This window comes from Enterococcus sp. DIV0774, from assembly GCF_050539095.1.
Classification (GTDB): domain Bacteria; phylum Bacillota; class Bacilli; order Lactobacillales; family Enterococcaceae; genus Enterococcus; species Enterococcus faecalis.
In genome coordinates, this window is the sequence record NZ_CP172923.1 from 548,056 (window position 1) to 569,664 (window position 21,609).

Here is a 21,609-nt window from a genome sequence, read left to right on the forward strand (position 1 = left end):
AGAAAGTAGGGATAAGATGGACCTTATTATTCAACACGCCAAAAAATACAAAGGCTCGGTAGTTATTGCCTTGTTGGCGGTGATCGTAATGGTTGTCTCAGCACTTTGGCAACCAAAATTGTTACAACAAGTGTTGGAAGCAATTATGAATGACGATAGCGACAAAATGAAAAACTTAGGGATTCAATTAATTGCCATTGCAGGATTAGGACTCGTTGCAGGGGTTATTAATACAATTTTTTCTGCCAAAGTTGCCCAAGGTGTCAGTGCTGACATTCGTGAAGCAACTTTCCGCAAAATCCAAACCTTTTCATTTGGCAATATCGAAAAATTTTCAGCAGGTAACTTAGTTGTTCGTTTAACAAATGACGTTACTCAAATTCAAAATGTCATTATGATTGCGTTGCAGACACTTTTTAGAATTCCTTTTTTATTTATCGGGAGTTTTATTTTAGCGATGCTAACCTTGCCACAACTATGGTGGGTGATTGTTGCACTTGTCATCGCAGTTATTTTGATTTCTATGCTGTCCTTTTCGCAAATGGGCAAGCATTTCATGATTATTCAAAACTTGATTGATAAGATTAATGGTATTGCAAAAGAAAATTTGTTAGGCATTCGTGTCGTCAAATCATTTGTTCAAGAAAAAAATCAATTGTCACGTTTTACAAAAGTGAGTGAAGAATTAACCACCCATAACTTAATCGTAGGTAGCTTATTTGCTGTGATGATTCCAGCGTTTATGTTGGTGGCGAACTTAGCCGTTGTAGGCTCGATTTTCTTTGTGAGTAACTTAGTCAAGGATGATCCAACTTTAATCGGTGGTGTCGCTTCCTTTATGAACTATTTAATGCAAATCATGATGGCGATTATTATCGGCGGAATGATGATGATGATGACTTCTCGTGCCGCTGTTTCCATTAAGCGGATTAAAGAAGTGATGGAAACAGAACCAGATGTTACCTACAAAAAAGTCCCAGAACAAGAGTTAATTGGTAGTGTTGAGTTTGATCACGTATCTTTCCGTTATCCTGGGGATGAAGAAGATACCTTGAAAGACATCTCTTTCTCTATTCAGCCAGGTGAAATGATTGGGATTGTGGGCGCAACTGGGGCTGGTAAATCTACATTGGCACAATTAATTCCACGTTTGTTTGATCCGACAGAAGGAAAGATTGAAGTTGGTGGTGTCGATTTACGAGAAGTGAACGAACACAGTTTACGAAAAACAGTTTCCTTTGTGTTGCAAAAAGCAATCCTGTTCTCTGGAACGATTGCGCAAAATCTACGCCATGGTAAACGTGACGCTTCTGAAGCGGACATGGAACGGGCTTCCGGCATCGCCCAAGCCAAGGAATTTATTGAAAAATTAGCAGAAGGTTATGATGCACCCGTCGAAGAACGGAGTAATAACTTTTCTGGTGGACAAAAACAACGGTTATCAATTACAAGAGGTGTGATTGGTGAACCTAAAATTTTGATTTTAGATGATAGCACCAGCGCGTTGGATGCTCGTTCGGAGCGGTTAGTCCGAGAAGCGTTGGATAAAGAGTTAAAAGAGACTACCACGATCGTTATTGCCCAAAAAATTTCTTCTGTTGTCCATGCAGATCGTATTTTAGTATTGGATAATGGACGTTTAGTCGGGGAAGGCACGCATGAAGAATTAGCAGCTACGAACCCCGTGTATCAAGAAATTTACGAAACTCAAAAAGGAAAGGAGGAAGCTTAATGACTGATTTAATAAAAGCTAGTAAATTTTTCTATCATTATTTAAAACGTTACAAAGTTTCTTTCCTCTTTATTTTCTTAGCAATTTTCGCAGCGACTTATTTACAAGTCAAAGCGCCGCAATTCGTTGGGGAAGCTATTCAGGAATTAGCGAAATATGCGGTTAATGTGATGCAAGGAAAAGACGATAAAAGTGCGTTCGTTTCTGTCATTTGGAAACTACTCATTTTTTATGTCTTAACTAGTGCCGCTAGTTTCATTTATAGTATTCTCTTTACACAAGTCGTGGGGAAATCGACAAACCGCATGCGGATTGGATTGTTTAACAAATTAGAAAAATTGACGATTCGTTTCTTTGATTCTCATCAAGATGGTGAAATTTTAAGTCGTTTTACTAGTGACTTAGACAACATCCAAAACAGTTTAAACCAAGCGTTGCTACAAGTATTAACCAATATAGCCTTATTGGTTGGTGTCTTAATCATGATGTTCCGTCAAAATGTGGAACTAGCATGGGCCACAATTGCTTCTACGCCGATTGCGATTTTAATTGCGGTCTTTGTGATTAGCAAGGCGCGCAAATATGTCGATTTACAGCAAGATGAAGTGGGTAAATTAAATGGCTATATGGATGAAAAAATTAGTGGGCAACGTGTGATTATCACTAATGGCTTACAAGAAGAAACCATTGACGGCTTTTTAGAGCAAAATGAAAAAGTTCGTGCAGCTACGTATAAAGGTCAAGTGTATTCAGGATTACTTTTCCCAATGATGCAAGGAATGTCATTAGTCAATACGGCGATTGTTATTTTCTTTGGTGGTTGGTTAGCAATCAATGGCTCTGTTGATCGTGCTGCTGCGTTAGGTTTAGTCGTTATGTTTGTCCAATATTCTCAACAATATTATCAACCATTAATGCAAATTTCTTCAGGTTATAGCATGATTCAATTAGCTGTTACAGGCGCTCGTCGTTTAAATGAGATGTTTGATGAACCAGATGAAATTCGTCCCGAAAATGGCGAAAAATTAGAAGAGATTAACAAAGCTGTGGCTTTAAATCATGTTGTTTTTGGCTATAATCCAGAAACGCCTGTGTTGAAAGATGTTTCTATTCATGTGGATAAAGGTGAAATGGTCGCTTTAGTCGGACCGACAGGCTCAGGAAAAACAACGATTATGAATTTAATGAATCGCTTTTATGATGTGAATGAAGGCGCCGTGACGTTTGATGGTGTGGACATTCGTGAAATGGATTTAGATAGCTTGCGTTCACATGTAGGCATTGTTTTGCAAGAGTCCGTTCTATTTTCAGGAACAATTCGTGAGAATATTGCTTTTGGTAAGCCAGAGGCCACGGATGAAGAAATTGTTCAAGCAGCGAAACAAGCGAATATCCATGAATTTATTGTAAATCTTGAGCAAGGCTACGATACTGAGATTACGGAAGAGAATAATCTTTTCAGTACGGGACAAAAGCAATTAGTAAGTATTGCACGAACGATTATTACCAATCCAGAATTATTAATTTTGGATGAAGCAACAAGTAATGTTGATACAGTAACAGAAGCTAAAATCCAAAAAGCGATGGACGAAGCAATTAAAGGGCGCACCAGTTTTGTGATTGCCCATCGTTTGAAAACGATTCTAAATGCGGATCGGATTATTGTTTTACGAGACGGTGAAGTCATTGAAGAAGGCAACCACCATGAACTAGTTGAACAAGATGGATTCTATGCGGAACTTTATAAAAATCAATTTGTTTTTGAATAAGTTGAAAGAGGTCGGGACAGAAGTGTTTAACTCCGAGAAATAAGAAGGAATTTCCGAAAATTGTTCTATAATTTTTGGAGAATTTCGACTTATTTCCGAAGGAGTTGCTTCTGTTCCCGCCGTTTATCAATTTTTAAGCCTGGAACAAAAATTCAAAGTGATTTTTGTCCCAGGCTCTTTTTGCTATGCTAAATAGAAAAAGGAGAAATGTCAATGGAAAAAATGAGGAATGTACGGCAATTACGGCGCACGTTTTTGGTGCTAAATACTTTATTTGTACTGAGTGTATTCAGAGAGAATCGATGGATAAAATCGGCACTACTTTTTTGGTTGTTGGCTAATAGTTTTTTATCTGGAATGCAGTGGTTGATTTATCTTGGGGGCGAAAAAGGCTGGTTGACACATTTGCAGCGGTGGTATTATTGCGCGATTCTTCTCCAAATAGCAGGCACATTGATTGTATATTTTTCGTTTTTTGTATAAAGGTCTCTCGTTTCTTGCCGGAGAATATGCTAAAATAAAAAGCAGCAGGGGGCGAGAAAACCATGGAAAAGCCAAATAAACGCAAAGCTGATTTAGAACGTACACGGCAAATTATTTTGTCTGTCGCTTCTGAATTATTCATGACAAAGGGGTTCAAAAATACCTCCACTCGTGAAATTGCTTTAAAAGCGAACATTACCCAACCGAATCTCTATCACCATTTTAAAAATAAAAAAGAACTGTATTTAGCTGTGATTGAAGAATTAACGTCCCGTGTTCAGGAAGAATTAGTCCCAATTGTTTCTGGAAATGCATCAGTAGAAGAAAAACTTTATCAATTAATCAAAGTTTTGTTAGATGAACATCCGACCAATCTTTTCTTAATGTTGAACGACATGTTTCAAGAAATGGGCCCTGATTACAATCGTACGCTGTATCAAATTTTCAAAAAAACCTATATCAATAATATTGCGGCTATTTTTGAAAGTGAACCTGAAACCAATTGCTTACAAGAGGGCATCAGTGTAGATGATGCAACTCGGTTTATTTTATATAACGTTAGTGCATTATTAAGTATTGAAAAAACGTACCAGCGAAAAACAGTGGATGACGATGTCAAAAAATTTATTCAATTTATGCTACATGGCGTTTTGAAAAGTCACAAATAAAAAATAGAGAAGCCCTGTTGAAAAACAGACTTCTCTATTTTTTTGTAAAATTCACTTATCAATCGATAAATAATTATTGATTTATCGATTGATAAGTGATATAGTTTATTTCGAAAAGAAGAAAGAGGTGAACCATTCATGTTTTTAGGATTTAATGAAATGAAGTATTCAAAAGGACGGTACGTCCTTGTAGTCTTAGTAATGGTCTTGATTGCTTGGTTAATTTTTATTTTGTCAGGTTTAGCGAACGGTTTAGCTCAAGGAAATCGTTTAGCGGTAGATCAATGGCAAGCGAATCAAGTGGTTTTATCAAAAGAGGCCAATAGTAATTTAAATGTATCAGTGTTAGATGAAAACGTGAAAGAAACGATTTCAGGAGGCAAAATTGCACCGATTGGTCAACAGTCGTTAGCTATCCGCCCAGCAGATGACAAAAAGGCTGAATTAACGAATGTTAGCTTATTTGGGATTGAAAAAGAAAGTTTTTTAATGCCAAAAGTGATTGAAGGAAACGCATTTACTGATAAAAATCAAGTGATTGCTTCAGAAACATTGAAAAATCAAGGATTTAAAATTGGCGACAAATTAACTGCAGGGAAATATGATGAGCAATTAGAAATTGCCGGCTTTATTTCTAAAAGTAGCTATAACATTGTGCCGGTTATTTACACTTCTCTGGATACTTGGCGGTCAATTAAATATGGTGACAATCCAGCAATGGCCAAAATGGTTAATGGTTTCATTGTTCGCAGCAAGGACAACGCGGAAGTTAAAACGACTAATAAAGACAGCCAAGTTCTTTCAATTTCAGATTTTATTGAAAAACTGCCAGGATACAGCGCTCAAAACTTGACCTTGGATGGCATGATTTATTTCTTGATTGTGATTGCAGCGTTCATTATCGGTATTTTTATCTTTGTGATGACTTTACAGAAAACAGCAATGTTCGGTGTCTTAAAAGTTCAAGGGGTGCCGACTAGTTTCTTAGCAAAGGCAGTCATGCTACAAACCGCTTTATTGGCTGTTCTAGGAGTGGCGATTGGTCTTGCTTTAACGGGAATTACCGTGCTCTTTTTACCAGAAGCGATGCCTTATGCAACTAATGGACCACGCATGATTTTGTTTAGTGTACTATTGATTTTATCTGCATTAATTGGCGGGGCATTTTCAATTCGAACGATTGCTAAAATTGATCCGTTAATCGCGATTGGAGGTTAGAGACATGGCAAATGTTTTAGAAATGAAAAATATTTATAAAAAATATGGTGAAAAACATACAGAAGTGATCGCGTTAAAAGAATTATCTTTTGCGGTTCAGCCAGGTGAATTTGTCGCAGTAATTGGTCCTTCTGGTTCTGGTAAAAGTACCTTTTTAACGATTGCAGCTGGCTTACAGGCACCGACAAGTGGTGAAGTCATTGTTGGCGGGCAATCACTAAATAAGTTAACGAAAAAGCAACGTTTGGCGCAACGTTTTCAAAAAATCGGCTTTATTTTACAAAGCTCTAATTTGGTGCCATTTTTAACAGTGGAAGATCAATTTCACTTAATTGAAAAAGTTGATAAGTCACGTAAAAATAGTGAATTAAAAGAGCAATTGTTAGAGACGTTGGGGTTAAAAGAATTACGAAATAGTTATCCTCGTGATCTCTCTGGTGGGGAAAGACAACGGGTAGCCATTGCGTGTGCATTGTATCATGAGCCAGACGTAATTTTGGCAGATGAACCAACGGCTAGTTTAGATACAGAAAAGGCATTTGATGTTGTCCAATTACTAGCGAAAGAGGCCAAAGAGAAAGATAAAGGGATTATCATGGTGACACATGATGAGCGTTTGTTGAAATACTGTGATCGAGTGGTTCGTATTCGTGATGGTGAATTGACAGAGTAACAAAACAAATAAAAGAGAACATGATCGGATTGCTAGAGACAATCCGATCATGTTCTCTTATTTCTTTTCAATACAGAAAAGAACAGGTGGCTGATTTTTTTGATTAATAAACTCATAACGTAAGACACTGTAAACATCTTGTGGTAAGGCTTGCGTGTAATTCGTGACCAAATCAAGTTCCTCTGAACCACCTTCGTGGCCATAATAAACGACTAAAATAATGCGACTTCCTTTTACCAAATGAGGCAGTAACCCATCTAACGCCTGTTTAGTCGTAGTGGGTTTTGTAATAATTTCCTTATTACTTTTAGGTAAATAGCCTAAGTTAAAAATAGCGGCAGTGATTTCTGTTTCTTCATCTAGGACAGCATGAAGATGTTCATGTCCTAATGGAAATAACGTAGTTTGTGGGAGTAAATTAAGTTCTGTTAACTTTTGTTCTGTATTGATCAACGCTTCTTTTTGGATATCAAAGGCGAAAACTTCACCAGAAGGGCCAACCAGCTCTGCTAAGAATGCTGTATCATGACCATTTCCCATTGTTGCATCAATGACGAAGTCGCCAGGTTCCACCACTTCTTTTAAAAGTTGGTGACTAAAATGTAGGGCTGTTTGTAGCATTAATTGAAAACTTCCTTTCCTGAAATGACAGTATATTTTCCTTGATAACTGTTGCGGCGTTTCATTTCCGCATCAATCGCATTGAGGACTTCCCATTTTTTCAAGCTCCACATCGGTCCGATAATTGTTTCAAAGGGAGCATCGCCTGTCAAGCGATGAATAACAATTTCGGGTGGAATCATTTCTAACTGATCACAAATCACTGAAACATAGGCTTCTTTACTCATCAATTGTAAGCGTCCTTCATTATAATCCCGCATCATTTTGGTATTTGTCATTAAATGAAGTAAGTGCAGTTTAATCCCTTGGATATCTGAATCCTGAATAGTTCGCCGCACATTTTCGCGCATCATGGCAGGTGTTTCCCCAGGTAGCCCGTTAATTAAATGTGTACAGACCCGAATCCCGTGTTTCCGTAATTTAGCCACACCATCTAGATATGTTTGATAATCATGAGCACGATTAATGGCAGCGCTAGTTTCCTCAAACGTGGTTTGCAAACCCAACTCTACCCATAAATAAAAGCGTTCGTTTAATTCAGCTAAATAGTTCACCACCTCATCAGGCAAACAATCAGGACGGGTACCAATGGATAAACCAACGACGCCTTTTTCATTGACTACTTGTTCAAACCGATGACGAATAACGTCAACTGGCGCATGTGTATTGGTGAAATTTTGGAAGTAAACAATGTATTGATCGACAGTTGGCCATTTTTGATGCATCAATTGGATTTCTTTTTGAAATTGAAGCGGCAGGGGATCGCTAGGTGCAACAATCATGTCGCCTGAGCCAGAAACACTACAGAACGTACAACCACCTTTGGCAACCGTCCCATCACGATTGGGGCAATCAAAGCCACCATCAATTGGCACTTTAAAAATCTTTTCACCAAACTGTTGACGAAGTGCATAGTTCCAAGTGTGATAGCGTTTATTTGGATCATCTGAATAAGGAAAAATTTGCATAATCAAGACTTCTTTCTAGCGTTGTTTGCTTTGAAATCGCCAAACAAAGCGTTTTTCTAAATAAATAGGGTAACTTAATAACAACCAAGCTAAACCAAGACAAAAACCACCTAATATATCGCTAGGGAAATGGACACCTAAATAGATTCGACTAACCCCAATCATGAAAATCCCAATACCTAGTAAAATTTGCACACAAAGGCGGACCGTTTTATTTTTAATGAAAATTGGCAGAATCAATAAAATAGTGCCGTAGAACAAGGTACTTCCTACAGCATGTCCGCTAGGAAAACTATACGTATGTTCAGTTACTAAATGCTCCAAAGTAGGACGTTGGCGCATAAAGAATAATTTTAATAAAGAATTACCTACGCCAGCAATTAAGGCAGTATTAATAAAGAGCCATAATGCTTCAGCATAATATTTCCAAACAATAAATAGAGCAATGACAACGATCGCTAAGATGATAATCGTCAATGAATTGGCAAATTTGGTGTACCAAATAAAAAAGTTATTTAGCTGTGGAAAAGGACGACGAACAAAAGAAGTAATCGTTTGATCAAAGCCTTTGAGCCAGGTTGGATAAAAACGAACAACATAGCCTAAAAACATAAATACTAAAAGAAAACAACTACCTGCAAATTGATAATAAAGTTTGTTTTTCATAAAAAATCCTTTCAAAATTTAATCGCAACAATCCGTATTATACCATCAAAAGGGTAAAAAATTAAAAGATAATTTCATTGCCTGATTGGAGGGGATACAGATATTAAAAAAGTTCTGGCACCACAATGAGAGATTGTGCTGCCAGAACTTTTTTTAATGGCCATGTTTATTGATTATCGTCGTCAGGAGTATCAACGGTAATATCGCCGAATTCGCTAGAAAGGTTAAACTCTGTATTCGCACGACCATTCTTATAAGATGTTCGCTCTTTGTTTAAAAGTTGAACATCGCCTAATTTTGATTCCCCTTTGATTGAAATGTTACGCAAAATTTCTCCAGAATTTACATAAATATCTCCATGGACAAGAGCGACAGTTAATTTTTTAGGCACAGCAGGCATGTCTAAAGAAAAATCACCATTTTCACTTGAAAAGTTAGCTTCTCCTTTGAAATCATAGACGCTAATATCGCCATCTGTCGTTGTTGCTTGGATGTTTCCACGAGCATTTTGCACTCGAATATCACCAGAAGTAGTCGTATTTTTGATTTCATCGAAATAGGCTGAATCCAACGTTATATCGCCGCCAGTGGTTTCAACTGTTGCTGTTTTAGCGGAAGTATCCGCTGAAAGGTAGATACCATCTGAAGAGTTAAGCGTCATTTTTTTGGCTTTAACGCCCGATAGACTAACATAAGAATTTGGTAGATTAGTTGTTAATTCGTCTACGTTAAAAGCATTCAATGAAACTTGTGAATGGGTTGAGCCATCAATCACTAACTTTTTCACATTATTAGGAATCTGGACACTCACGTTCGGTGTGAAGTCACTAAAAATACCAATATTAAAGAATGACAATTCGGGTTGGTTTTGTGTACGAGTGGTATTGATGGTTGCTGTTATTTTATTTTTTTCTTCTTTGACATCTAAGGTGCCTTCAGCTTTTGAATAAAAGGCATTATTCGGTGATCGTAATCCCATGTTGTTACTATCAGTTTTATAAATGGTATAAGGGCCTTTGCCTTTTAAGGATAAGTGAAGTTCTTCGCCTGCTTGTTTATTTTTTAGTGTATAACTTTCTTTTAGCGGTGTGACTGATTTTTCCGCTTGCTTGTAATAATAGACGGCGCCAGATCCACCAATTAGCATCGCTAAGACAGCAATGGATAAGAGAATCCCTGTTGTTTTTTTCATTAGATATCACCTCGTAAAACAGCAATGTTCCATTGGAAATAACGCTTAAAGACATGTGCTGAAAATTTTAAAATTGGTAGAAACAGTAACCAACCAATGATTGATGCACCAAATAAAAAGAGACTCATAGATAATTGGAAAAAGGAAGCGGCATTTGCCTGGGTAATAACACTATAAATACCATAAATTGGTGAAAATAAAGTTGCAGCTCCGGCAATGCCACAACCGACGTACATTAAGGCAATCGCTAAAATAACCCAAAACATGAAGAAAAAATTTAAACAGAAAATACCAAGCACTTGGAAAAATCGGGTTAGCGGCCGATGCTGTGGTCGTTGATAGTATGGAGAATCATTATCATAGTAAAATTCAGATTCTTCTTCATAGGGATGATCATAAGCAGGTGTAGCCGCTGGAATTTCTTGCCAGCCATTATTTTCAATTTTTCGTTCCGTCAATTCAATGCCTTGTTCTTTTAAAATTTCTTCTGCGATAACCCGTGGTTTCCCCAATGATTTTGCCACTTGTTCTTCTGTTTCGCCTTCCGCAACACGAGCATCAAATAACGCCTTGTATTTCGCAAGAATAATAGCTTGATCTTTTGGATTTAATGCTTTTAAATAAATTTTCAGCTCAATAATAAAATGTTCTTTATTCATTCCGCTCCCTCTTTCTACACGATTCATTTCTCATCTTAAACTATAATTTCTTTTTGAGCGAATAACAAGAGGAATTAAAAAAATCAGACTAAGGTAAAGAAGCGTCTACAACTAAAGTCGCAGTTTTTTTCCGAGTAGTAACAAGAGAGGAAATCCATGTTAAAAAACATTACTTCTTTACAATCTAGTTACAGTAATATGAAATTTTGTTGAAGTGTTTTTAATTCGCCAGAAAAAAAGGTATACTTGTTATAATAACAAAACTAAAAAATTACATTTACATATAAGTTAAAAAAGGAAAGTTGGGGACGTATCAATGAAGAAAGAATCAATGTCACGTATCGAAAGAAGGAAAGCACAACAAAGAAAGAAAACGCCAGTACAATGGAAGAAGAGCACTACTTTATTCAGCTCGGCGTTAATTGTTTCATCTGTAGGAACGCCCGTTGCGTTACTACCAGTGACTGCTGAGGCAACAGAAGAGCAGCCAACAAATGCGGAAGTTGCCCAAGCACCTACTACGGAAACTGGCTTAGTAGAGACACCAACCACAGAAACTACGCCAGGAACTACGGAACAACCGACAACGGATTCGTCAACAACGACTGAATCGACAACTGAATCATCAAAAGAAACACCAACAACACCAAGTACCGAGCAACCAACAGTTGATTCAACTATACCTGTGGAATCAGGAACGACTGATTCTTCAGTAGCAGAAATCACGCCAGTAGCTCCTTCAACAACCGAGTCTGAAGCAGCGCCTGCGGTTACACCCGATGATGAAGTAAAAGTACCAGAAGCTAGAGTAGCTTCTGCGCAAACTTTTTCAGCATTATCACCGACGCAAAGTCCTTCAGAATTTATTGCCGAGTTAGCTCGTTGTGCACAACCTATTGCGCAAGCCAATGATTTATATGCATCAGTGATGATGGCTCAAGCAATCGTTGAAAGTGGTTGGGGGGCAAGTACGTTATCTAAGGCACCAAACTATAACTTATTTGGGATTAAAGGCAGCTACAATGGACAATCTGTCTATATGGATACATGGGAATATTTAAACGGCAAATGGTTAGTGAAAAAAGAACCTTTCCGTAAATATCCTTCTTACATGGAATCATTCCAAGATAATGCGCACGTGCTAAAAACAACTTCTTTCCAAGCGGGCGTTTACTATTATGCTGGGGCTTGGAAAAGCAATACAAGTTCGTACCGCGATGCAACTGCTTGGTTAACAGGTCGTTATGCGACAGATCCTAGCTACAATGCTAAATTAAATAATGTCATTACCGCATATAACTTAACTCAATATGATACACCATCTTCTGGTGGAAATACTGGGGGCGGAACAGTTAATCCAGGAACAGGCGGCTCGAACAATCAATCAGGAACGAACACGTACTATACTGTAAAATCAGGGGATACCTTGAATAAAATTGCCGCGCAATATGGCGTGAGCGTTGCTAATTTACGCTCATGGAATGGCATCTCTGGCGATTTAATTTTCGTTGGTCAAAAGCTCATCGTGAAAAAAGGTGCTTCAGGTAACACTGGTGGCTCAGGCAGCGGTGGTTCTAACAATAATCAATCAGGAACGAATACGTATTACACAATTAAATCAGGCGATACCTTGAACAAAATTGCCGCGCAATATGGTGTGAGCGTTGCTAATTTACGTTCATGGAACGGCATCTCTGGCGATTTAATCTTCGCTGGTCAAAAAATTATTGTGAAAAAAGGTACTTCAGGTAACACCGGCGGCTCAAGCAATGGTGGTTCTAACAATAATCAATCAGGAACGAATACGTATTACACAATTAAATCAGGCGATACCTTGAACAAAATTGCCGCCCAATATGGCGTGAGTGTTGCTAATTTACGCTCATGGAATGGCATTTCTGGCGATTTAATCTTCGCTGGTCAAAAAATTATTGTGAAAAAAGGTACTTCAGGTAACACCGGTGGCTCAAGCAACGGTAGTTCTAACAATAATCAATCAGGAACGAATACGTACTACACGATTAAATCAGGCGATACCTTGAACAAAATTTCTGCACAATTCGGTGTTAGTGTGGCTAACTTACAAGCCTGGAATAACATCAGCGGTAGTTTGATTTTTGCTGGTCAAAAGATTATCGTGAAAAAAGGCGCCAACTCAGGTTCAACTAATACGAACAAGCCTACGAATAATGGTGGCGGTGCGACAACATCCTACACGATTAAATCAGGTGATACGCTGAATAAAATTTCTGCACAGTTTGGCGTGAGTGTTGCTAATCTACGTTCATGGAACGGGATCAAAGGCGATTTAATTTTTGCTGGTCAAACAATCATCGTGAAAAAAGGCGCTTCTGCAGGTGGCAATGCTTCTTCAACAAATAGTGCATCAGGCAAACGCCATACAGTTAAAAGCGGTGATTCACTTTGGGGCTTATCAATGCAATACGGAATCAGCATCCAAAAAATCAAACAATTAAATGGCTTAAGCGGGGATACAATTTATATTGGTCAAACTTTAAAAGTTGGTTAATTTAAGATTGAAAAAAATAGCTATCTTTGGTAACATGAGTCTTATAATAGAAAAAAACAATGAGAAGGAATAGTAGAAAGAACCATGTGATAGAGAGCGTATGGCTGGTGGAAATACGTACAGAAGCTTTTGAACTCGCCTTTAAGTTACTTTTTTGAACAAACCAAGTAGGAAAAGTCGGTGACGATCGTTAAGACGTTTGAGGTTAAGGTGACGGTGACTGACCGTTTCTTTGACGAATTTAGGTGGTACCACGTTGCATTTGTATGTTCACGTCCTATAGGAATTTTTCCTATAGGACTTTTTTTTATCACTAAGTGGCTAGTTTAAGTCAGAATAGTGACAATGGCTGCAGGTGGCAAATTTTAAGAATGAAAAATTTTATATTACTAGGAGGAATAACATGAGCTACAATCACAAAGAGATTGAGAAAAAATGGCAAAAATATTGGGCTAAGAACAATTGTTTCAATACATTGGACGACCCAAATAAAGAAAAATTTTATGCACTAGATATGTTTCCCTATCCATCTGGACAAGGCTTACACGTAGGTCACCCGGAAGGCTATACAGCAACCGATATTCTTTCACGTATGAAACGTGCGCAAGGCTATAATGTGTTGCATCCAATGGGCTGGGATGCGTTTGGTTTGCCAGCAGAGCAATATGCGTTAGATACAGGAAATGACCCAGCTGAATTTACTAAGAAAAATATCGAAACATTCCGTCGCCAAATTAATTCATTAGGATTCAGCTATGATTGGAATCGCGAAATTAATACCACTGATCCCGAATATTATAAATGGACACAATGGATATTTACAAAATTATATGAAAAAGGGTTAGCTTATGAAGCAGAAGTTGCGGTTAACTGGGTACCTGAACTAGGAACTGTTATTTCAAATGAAGAAGTCATTGATGGAAAAAGTGAACGTGGCGGTTATGATGTGGTTCGCCGACCAATGCGTCAATGGATGCTGAAAATTACTGCTTATGCAGATCGCTTATTAGAAGATTTAGAGCTTGTTGATTGGCCAGAAAGTATTAAAGATATGCAACGAAATTGGATTGGACGTTCTGAAGGAGCCAATGTGACCTTTAAAGTCGCTGGCACAGAAGAAAGTTTCACGGTGTTTACAACCCGTCCTGATACCTTGTTTGGTGCAACCTATACTGTTCTAGCTCCTGAACTAGAACTAGTGAAAAAAATTACGACACCTGAACAAACAGCAGCTGTAGAAGCATATATTGAAGAAACCTCAAAAAAATCTGATTTAAATAGAACGGATTTAGCAAAAGAAAAAACAGGTGTTTTCACAGGTGCGTATGCGATAAATCCAGTTAATGGCCAAGAAATTCCAATTTGGATTGGCGATTATGTTTTAGCAAGCTATGGCACAGGCGCAATCATGGCGGTCCCAGCGCATGATGAACGGGATTACGAATTTGCGAAAACATTTGGCATTGATATCCTACCAGTAATCGCAGGTGGCGACATTACAACAGAAGCCTATACAGGGGATGGACCGCATATCAATTCTGATTTCTTAAATGGATTAAACAAAGCAGAAGCCATCGCTAAAATGAATGAGTGGCTAGAAGAAAATCACGTAGGGAAAAAAGAAGTATCTTATCGTTTACGTGACTGGTTATTCTCTCGTCAACGCTACTGGGGTGAACCAATTCCTGTGATCCATTGGGAAGATGGAACAACCACAACGGTTCCTGAATCTGAGTTACCTCTACGTTTACCAGTAACATCGGATATTCGCCCAAGTGGAACTGGGGAATCGCCATTAGCAAACATTGATGAATGGGTCAATGTCGTCGACCCTGAAACTGGCATGAAGGGAAAACGTGAAACGAATACTATGCCACAATGGGCTGGAAGCTCTTGGTATTACTTACGATTCATTGATCCTCATAATAAAAATGAAATTGCTGATTTTGAAAAATTAAAACGTTGGTTACCAGTTGATATCTATATTGGTGGTGCCGAACATGCGGTGCTGCATTTACTTTATGCTCGTTTTTGGCATAAATTCTTATATGATATTGGTGTGGTTCCTACCAAAGAACCTTTCCAAAAATTATACAACCAAGGTATGATTTTAGGAGAAAACAACGAAAAAATGTCTAAATCACGTGGCAATGTTGTAAATCCCGATGATGTGGTGGCTAAATATGGTGCGGATACGTTACGTCTTTATGAAATGTTCATGGGCCCATTAGATGCTTCCATTGCTTGGAATGAAAATGGCTTAGAAGGAAGTCGTAAATTCTTAGATCGCGTTTGGCGTCTGATTGTTGATGAAGAAGGCAAAATGCGTGACCGAATTACCACAATTAATGATGGCCGTTTAACGAAAGTTTATCACCAAACGGTTAAAAAAGTGACAGAAGATATGGCAAACTTGCACTTTAATACAGCGATTTCTCAATTAATGGTTTTTGTGAATGAAGCCAATAAAGTGGATGCCTTACCTTATGAATATGTGGAAGGATTTGTCCAATTACTTGCGCCAATCGCGCCACATATTGGTGAAGAACTATGGCAAATTTTAGGTAACGAGGAAAGTTTAACTTATGTCCCTTGGCCAACCTATGATGAAGCAGCCTTAGTAGAAGATGAAGTGGAAGTAGTTTTCCAAGTGAACGGAAAATTACGTGGCAAACAAAATGTCGCTCGTGGGTTAAGCAAAGAAGAATTAGAACAAATTGCAATGAACCATGAAGCTGTTAAAGAATTTATTGAAGGAAAAACAGTGCGCAAAGTGATTGCTGTTCCAGATAAATTAGTAAATATTGTTGCAAATTAAGTTATATGTTTTTATTAAAAAAAGAGCCGGACGTATCAAAACGTCAGGCTCTTTTTAAGGTTGTTTTGTTTTACCTTTTTGATTCATATGTTCTTTACATGTGATTGTTATAACCGAAAGCAAGGCGATGAAGAGAAAAAAGTAACCGAGCGGCGTACAGAAAAAGGCGGGTTCTTTTAAAAGTCCATCGCTAGATAATGTTGATCCAACTAAAATAGAGATCATAAATAATAAAAGACTAATCAAGCCAAGAAATAAGCTAATACGATATTTTTTCAACTTCAGTTCCTCCTTTAATGAACTATCACTAAGATAAATCAAAAAGGTTAACTTTTTTTTAGGCAACTGTTAAAACTTAGATAAGAAATCTATTTTCTAAGTTTGTCGTTGTTGGTAATTGGTTAAGATCATACGTGAAAAGGGACCGACAATCAGCAATTGATAAGGAAGGGCAACAATAAAGTTCAGGCCCCAAGCTTGGAAATACGCACTTAGTGACAATGTCTGGCCTTCCATTAATAAGCCAAATAAAGACATACAAGTCACCATGCCGATAATCATGAGACTCGAAATGGTCAGAATAAGTAATAGCCGTTTTTCTTTATTAAAGGGTAAAGAAAAAGCGATTTTCTTAGCTAAGACACCAACGATGAAAACGTCTAAAATAAAAGCAACGATAAATCCAGGAAGCAAACCTTTTGATAAGGCGTACAATGAAAATTCTCCATGCAATAATAAATTATAGGTGCTCATTCCGAAAACCATCAGAAAGCACATTAACGTAGTAAAAAGCATTCCTTCTTTTTTATTAGTAGGCATTTTTTTCTCCTTTCATTTATTGAGAGTAATGATTGTTCTAGGCAGAAAAGGACAAATTCTCTCGACTTTTACTAGTGTAGCAAAAATAAAAGTTCTTCATAAGTTAGAATTTGCTAAGAATTTGATTCAAATAAAAAGGTGTACTAAGTCAGCAGTACACCTTTTTATTCGTTATTTAGTTTATTTTTGTGTTATTTGTAACGTCCTCTCCAAACCATTTTTGAGAAATTTTACTAAGGGTGCCATCTTTTCGTAACGTTTCAAAGGCAGTATTGATTTTTTGGACTAATTGATTGTCTGATTGGCGGACGCCCACAGCAAAATCTTCATTGTCATAGCCGACATGAGAAATAGTATAGTTTTTTAAATTATCTTCGTGGGAAAGATAGTAGTTGGCGTAGACGCGATCAATTAGGAGCCCATCAATTCGGCCAGATTTTAAATCTAAGAAAGCTTCATTAAACCCGTCATATAAAATAGGCGTTTGGTCTTTAACAAATTTTTTCAAAACGTCAGGCTGACTTTCGAAGCCATCATAGCCAGAAGAGCCATTTTGAACCCCTAAAATTTTGCCTTGCATGTCGCTCGCTGTTGCAATGTTTTTTTCTTTTAAAGAAACAAGTACTTGGTCGTTCGTCATGTAGGGTTGTGTGAATTGAACTTTTTCAGCCCGCTCGCTCGTTTTAGTGTAGCCGTTCCAAATAAGATCAATGGTTTGATTTTGTAATTCTGTTTCTTTCATAGACCAATCAATCGGTTGGAAGTCAACGGAAATGCCATAAAGTTTAAAAACCGCTTTGGCTAAGTCGACATCAAAGCCGACAATGTTGCCTGATTTATCTTGAAAACCCATGGGCACAAAGGAGTCATCTAAGCCAATAATAATCCGTTTTTCTTCGTTAATCCGTGTCCATTGATCTTCGTTGCTTTTTCTTTTACCACAACCTGCAAATAGGAGTAAACTACAACAGATAACCAGCAAGGCTAAAGAATATTTCTTTTTCATCATAAACTCCTTTCTATTGGACGGGGGCAACCGTCAAAAGATTGTCTGCAATTTTTTCAGCGAAAGCCATATCGTGGGTCACGACAATCTGTGTCATGCCTTGTTTCCGTAAATCTAAAATAACTTCTTCCACTTGTTGGCGTAAAGCTGGATCTAGCGCGCTCGTTGGTTCATCGTACCCAAGAACTTTTGGCTTCATTGCTAAGGCACGAGCAAGTGCAACTCGTTGTTTTTGTCCACCGGAAAGTTGGTACGGATAGAGTTTTTCTTTACCAGCCAAGCCCAATTTTTCCAGTAATTCTAAAGCTTCTTGCTGACTTTTTGCTTTTTCTTCTTTTAGTACTAATGTAGGTGCTAAGGTAATGTTTTCTAAAACTGATAAGTGAGGGAAAAGTTGGAAGTCCTGGAAAACGACCCCAACCACTTGATCGGCATTGTCCATTTCAGCAGGATTGAAAGGAACACCATCCAACAAAAGCTCACCAGAATCAATGGTTTCTAAACCAGCTAAACAACGAAGTAAAGTGGTTTTTCCGCCGCCTGAAGGACCAACAATCGTTAAAATTTTACCCTCTGGAATTTCTAAATTTAAGTGATCAATGATGGTCCGGTTATCAAAATGTTTGGTTAAATTTTTAATAGTTAACATGGTAGAGTCCTCCTATTTATAATATTGATAGAATTTTTCAATTTTCTTAGAAGCAACAGTCAAAATTGCCGTAAAGAGTAAATAAATCACTCCCACTAAAGCTAATGGCACTAATGTAACATCGCGGCTCATCGCAATTTTACCAGCACGTAAAAGATCGCCTAAGCCAAGAACATAAATAAGAGAAGTATCCTTGACCAAATTGATAATTTCATTTCCTACGGAAGGCAGCACGATTTTAACAACTTGTGGCAAAATAATCCGGGTGACTGTTTGAAAACGTGTTAAACGTAAAACCTTAGCAGCTTCATATTGACCTTGGGGAATTGCTTGAATTCCCCCGCGGAAAATTTCAGCAAAGTACGCAGCATAATTTAAAATAAATGCGAATAAGGCCGCATCGTAACGTTCAAAGACAATACCAATTAATGGTAAGCCGTAAAAAACAAAAATTAATTGTAACAATAGCGGAGTGCCGCGCATTAACCAAATGTAGAGGTTAATTAAGTAACGTAAAGGTTTAAACGAACTTTGTAAAATAAAGGCAATGATAATCCCCAGTGGAATCGAGCCAAGGAGCGTAAAGAAAAAGACTTTCAGTGTCATGCCAGCTCCGCTAACTAAAGCAGGTAAAATTTCTAAAATATAATCCATCATTTTTTCCTCCAACAATTTTTATTAAAAAACAAAAAAGCCTCTTGGCTGTGAGCCAAGAGGACGAATCGCATTCGTGGTGCCACCTCAATTTACTTATCTTTCACAAGATAAGCCTTATGTAGTTGCGTTGACAACTACTCTCTGTTAACGATAGAGTCACCGGTTTTTCTTACTAAAGGATTCAGAAAAACATCTTTTAGGTGTGAGTAAAGAAGAATCCATCTTTTTCTTTCAGCCAATGAAAAAGTCTCTGTAAAGGAAGAGCTAAATTACTATGTCCTAAGCCTTGATTGTAAGTATGAAATTGTTCGAACGGAACAGAAAACCTGTTGCTTTTCTAGCGTATCCCATTAAGCATATGGAAAAGAGGACAACAGACTTGAGCAGTTGAGGCACTCTCTCAGATTGAAAAGCGCATCTAAAAAACAAAAAAGTCCTTTGGCTGACTAGCCAAAGGACGAATAATCAATTATCGTGGTTCCACCTTAGTTTATTCGTGTTTCGCAACACGAACCTTATGAAGTTCATAACTTCGCCTGCTAACGAGTGGTCCCGGACTTTCCTACTAAGGGTTCAAAAAGTCAACTCCCAGATGTGGTTCGCTGTTTCTTTACGTCTTTTTCCACCAACCAAAGACTCTCTTCACTAAAGGAAACAGTTACTCTTCTGTTCTCTGTTTTTCAATACTTTACCACCAGAAAAAATATCTGTCAACTCTTATTCTTAAAAAAATATTTTTCTTTCAAAAAGTAAGTGCTGAAAAAGGACAAATGTATGGAAAATCATGTAAAATGTAGGTAAGTTGTTTGAACAGAAGGAGGAGTTTTGGTATGAAACAGAAAAAGTGGTTAATCGGACTTGTTGCACTGGGCTTGGTTTTAGCAGCATGTGGAAGTGGCGGTTCGAAAACGACCTCGAATGAAGCATCTACACAGAAAATTAACGTCGCATCTGGTGGTGAACTCTCGACATTAGACAGCGCTCATTATACAGATGTCTATAGTTCCGATATGATTGGTCAAGTAGTTGAAGGCTTGTATCGACAAGATAAAAACGGAGATCCTGAGCTAGCTATGGCGAAAGCAGAGCCACAAGTTAGTGAAGACGGGTTAGTCTATACATTCAAGTTACGAGAAGCAAAATGGACAAACGGGGATCCAGTTAAAGCAGGGGATTTTGTAGTTGCGTTTAGAAACGTGGTCGATCCAGCGTATGGTTCAAGTAGCAGTAATCAAATGGATATTTTTAAAAATGGGCGTGCGGTGCGGGAAGGACAAGCCACGATGGAAGAATTTGGTGTCAAAGCAATCGATGACCAGACACTAGAACTAACATTGGAAAATCCAATTCCTTATTTAGCCCAAGTCTTAGTTGGAACACCTTTTATGCCTAAAAATGAAGCCTTTGCCAAAGAAAAAGGTACTGCCTATGGGACTTCTGCAGATAATTTTGTTGGCAATGGGCCGTTTGTAATTTCAGGCTGGGATGGCAATTCCGAAACTTGGAAATTGAAGAAGAATAATCATTATTGGGATAAAGAACACGTAAAATTGAATGAAATTGATGTTCAAGTAGTGAAAGAAATTGGCACAGGAGCCAATCTTTTTGATAATGGCGACTTAGATTACACTGTTTTAGCAGATACTTATGCACTTCAGTATAAAGAGTCAAAACAAGCGCATTTTGTACCTAAAGCTATGGTAGGTTATTTAAGTCCCAATCATCGCCGTGAAATTACCGGCAATGAACATGTTCGAAAAGCTTTTTTACAAGCGATTGACAAAGAAACTTTTGCAAAAGAAATTTTAGGAGATGGCTCGACAGCTTTAAATGGTTTTGTACCAGCTAATTTTGCAAAAAATCCAGATACAGGTGAAGATTTCCGCAAAGAAAATGGTGATTTATTGCCATATAATATTAAAGAAGCCCAAGCTAACTGGAACAAAGCGAAAGAAGAGTTGGGCAAAGATAAAATTGAATTGGAACTAATCTCAGCGGACTCAGCGATTGCCAAGAAAACCATTGAATTTGTTCAAGGGCAATTGCAACAAAATTTACCAGGTTTAACAATCAAATTAAAATCACTGCCTTTGCAAAATCGTTTGGATTTACAAACAGCAGGTAATTACGATTTAGCCTTTGGAACATGGACACCTGACTATGCTGATCCCATTAATTTTTTAGAATTTTATGACTCAAAAAGTGGCTTAAATACTTCTGGTTATAACGATTCAGCGTATGATGCGGGTCTCCAAAAAGTTAGAAAAGATTACGCCAATGAACCTGAAAAACGCTGGAATGAATTACTAAGTTTAGAAAAAACATTAATTGAAAAAGATGCTGGTGTTTTACCACTATTCCAAGGAGCCATTGGCTACTTGAAATCAGATCGCTTACAAGGTTTGCAAGTATTTTCTTTTGGTCGCACAGTATCCTATCGTTTAGCTTATGTAGAAGAATAAATTGACTTCTGAAAAGTCC

General features: G+C 37.8%; 18 protein-coding genes and 3 other annotated features. Of the genes, 8 read left to right on the top strand and 10 right to left on the bottom strand.

The window, feature by feature from the left end; genetic code table 11:
* Window positions 1-16: 16 nt before the first annotated feature.
* The 5 genes from erfC (at window position 17) to IGL86_RS02735 (ending at window position 6,543) form a co-directional block, all read left to right on the top strand.
* Entirely contained in the window at window positions 17-1,732 is a 1,716-nt protein-coding gene (gene erfC, locus IGL86_RS02715) for a multidrug ABC transporter ATP-binding protein/permease ErfC (protein WP_002355662.1), read from the top strand.
* On the top strand, window positions 1,732-3,501 hold the full coding sequence (erfD, locus tag IGL86_RS02720; RefSeq protein WP_002358756.1) for a multidrug ABC transporter ATP-binding protein/permease ErfD: 1,770 nt from the start codon (window positions 1,732-1,734) through the stop codon (window positions 3,499-3,501). Before erfC ends, erfD begins: the two co-directional genes overlap by 1 nt.
* Window positions 3,502-4,046: 545 nt before the next feature.
* Window positions 4,047-4,652: a TetR/AcrR family transcriptional regulator gene (locus IGL86_RS02725; protein WP_002355664.1), complete on the top strand. Its 606-nt coding sequence runs from the start codon at window positions 4,047-4,049 to the stop codon at window positions 4,650-4,652.
* A gap of 138 nt (window positions 4,653-4,790) precedes the next feature.
* The gene (locus IGL86_RS02730; protein WP_010707811.1) at window positions 4,791-5,870 is read left to right on the top strand and encodes an ABC transporter permease; all 1,080 of its coding nucleotides are present in this window, start codon (window positions 4,791-4,793) and stop codon (window positions 5,868-5,870) included.
* Between the two features lie 4 nt (window positions 5,871-5,874).
* On the top strand, window positions 5,875-6,543 hold the full coding sequence (locus IGL86_RS02735) for an ABC transporter ATP-binding protein (RefSeq protein WP_002363221.1): 669 nt from the start codon (window positions 5,875-5,877) through the stop codon (window positions 6,541-6,543).
* A gap of 57 nt (window positions 6,544-6,600) precedes the next feature.
* On the opposite strand, the gene IGL86_RS02740 is transcribed toward IGL86_RS02735, so the two are convergent.
* The 5 genes from IGL86_RS02740 to IGL86_RS02760 form a co-directional block, all read right to left on the bottom strand.
* Window positions 6,601-7,164, bottom strand: a complete 564-nt coding sequence (locus IGL86_RS02740; RefSeq protein WP_002368069.1) for a class I SAM-dependent methyltransferase — start codon at window positions 7,162-7,164, stop codon at window positions 6,601-6,603.
* Window positions 7,164-8,132, bottom strand: a complete 969-nt coding sequence (locus tag IGL86_RS02745) for a TIGR01212 family radical SAM protein (RefSeq protein ID WP_002355668.1) — start codon at window positions 8,130-8,132, stop codon at window positions 7,164-7,166. Before IGL86_RS02745 ends, IGL86_RS02740 begins: the two co-directional genes overlap by 1 nt.
* Window positions 8,133-8,147: 15 nt before the next feature.
* On the bottom strand, window positions 8,148-8,798 hold the full coding sequence (locus tag IGL86_RS02750; protein ID WP_002355669.1) for a phosphatase PAP2 family protein: 651 nt from the start codon (window positions 8,796-8,798) through the stop codon (window positions 8,148-8,150).
* Window positions 8,799-8,964: 166 nt separating this feature from the next.
* Window positions 8,965-9,990, bottom strand: a complete 1,026-nt coding sequence (locus tag IGL86_RS02755) for a DUF4097 family beta strand repeat-containing protein (RefSeq protein ID WP_033625934.1) — start codon at window positions 9,988-9,990, stop codon at window positions 8,965-8,967.
* Window positions 9,990-10,649, bottom strand: coding sequence for a DUF1700 domain-containing protein (locus IGL86_RS02760; RefSeq protein ID WP_080280143.1), 660 nt, complete (start codon window positions 10,647-10,649; stop codon window positions 9,990-9,992). Before IGL86_RS02760 ends, IGL86_RS02755 begins: the two co-directional genes overlap by 1 nt.
* 316 nt (window positions 10,650-10,965) lie before the next feature.
* Between IGL86_RS02760 and IGL86_RS02765 the strand changes: the two genes are divergently transcribed.
* The gene (locus tag IGL86_RS02765) at window positions 10,966-13,179 is read left to right on the top strand and encodes an autolysin (RefSeq protein ID WP_430605639.1); all 2,214 of its coding nucleotides are present in this window, start codon (window positions 10,966-10,968) and stop codon (window positions 13,177-13,179) included.
* Between the two features lie 50 nt (window positions 13,180-13,229).
* Window positions 13,230-13,462 (top strand) — a binding site (T-box leader).
* A gap of 120 nt (window positions 13,463-13,582) precedes the next feature.
* Window positions 13,583-15,997 (top strand): leucine--tRNA ligase, encoded by a 2,415-nt coding sequence (gene leuS / locus IGL86_RS02770; protein WP_002364766.1) that lies wholly within the window; start codon window positions 13,583-13,585, stop codon window positions 15,995-15,997.
* A gap of 54 nt (window positions 15,998-16,051) precedes the next feature.
* Here leuS and IGL86_RS02775 read toward each other — a convergent pair whose 3' ends face one another.
* The 5 genes from IGL86_RS02775 to IGL86_RS02795 form a co-directional block, all read right to left on the bottom strand.
* Window positions 16,052-16,276: a DUF3955 domain-containing protein gene (locus tag IGL86_RS02775; protein WP_002383054.1), complete on the bottom strand. Its 225-nt coding sequence runs from the start codon at window positions 16,274-16,276 to the stop codon at window positions 16,052-16,054.
* 96 nt (window positions 16,277-16,372) lie between these two features.
* Window positions 16,373-16,816: a hypothetical protein gene (locus IGL86_RS02780; protein WP_002355676.1), complete on the bottom strand. Its 444-nt coding sequence runs from the start codon at window positions 16,814-16,816 to the stop codon at window positions 16,373-16,375.
* A 175-nt stretch (window positions 16,817-16,991) separates the two neighbouring features.
* Entirely contained in the window at window positions 16,992-17,825 is an 834-nt protein-coding gene (locus IGL86_RS02785) for an amino acid ABC transporter substrate-binding protein (RefSeq protein WP_161633956.1), read from the bottom strand.
* 10 nt (window positions 17,826-17,835) lie between these two features.
* Window positions 17,836-18,471 (bottom strand): amino acid ABC transporter ATP-binding protein, encoded by a 636-nt coding sequence (locus tag IGL86_RS02790; protein WP_002355681.1) that lies wholly within the window; start codon window positions 18,469-18,471, stop codon window positions 17,836-17,838.
* Window positions 18,472-18,483: 12 nt separating this feature from the next.
* The gene (locus IGL86_RS02795; protein WP_002383057.1) at window positions 18,484-19,128 is read right to left on the bottom strand and encodes an amino acid ABC transporter permease; all 645 of its coding nucleotides are present in this window, start codon (window positions 19,126-19,128) and stop codon (window positions 18,484-18,486) included.
* A gap of 53 nt (window positions 19,129-19,181) precedes the next feature.
* Window positions 19,182-19,424 (bottom strand) — a binding site (T-box leader).
* Window positions 19,425-19,578: 154 nt separating this feature from the next.
* Window positions 19,579-19,811 (bottom strand) — a binding site (T-box leader).
* Between the two features lie 147 nt (window positions 19,812-19,958).
* On the opposite strand from IGL86_RS02795, the gene IGL86_RS02800 reads away from it, so the two are divergent.
* The gene (locus IGL86_RS02800; protein ID WP_016630940.1) at window positions 19,959-21,590 is read left to right on the top strand and encodes a peptide ABC transporter substrate-binding protein; all 1,632 of its coding nucleotides are present in this window, start codon (window positions 19,959-19,961) and stop codon (window positions 21,588-21,590) included.
* Window positions 21,591-21,609: the final 19 nt, after the last annotated feature.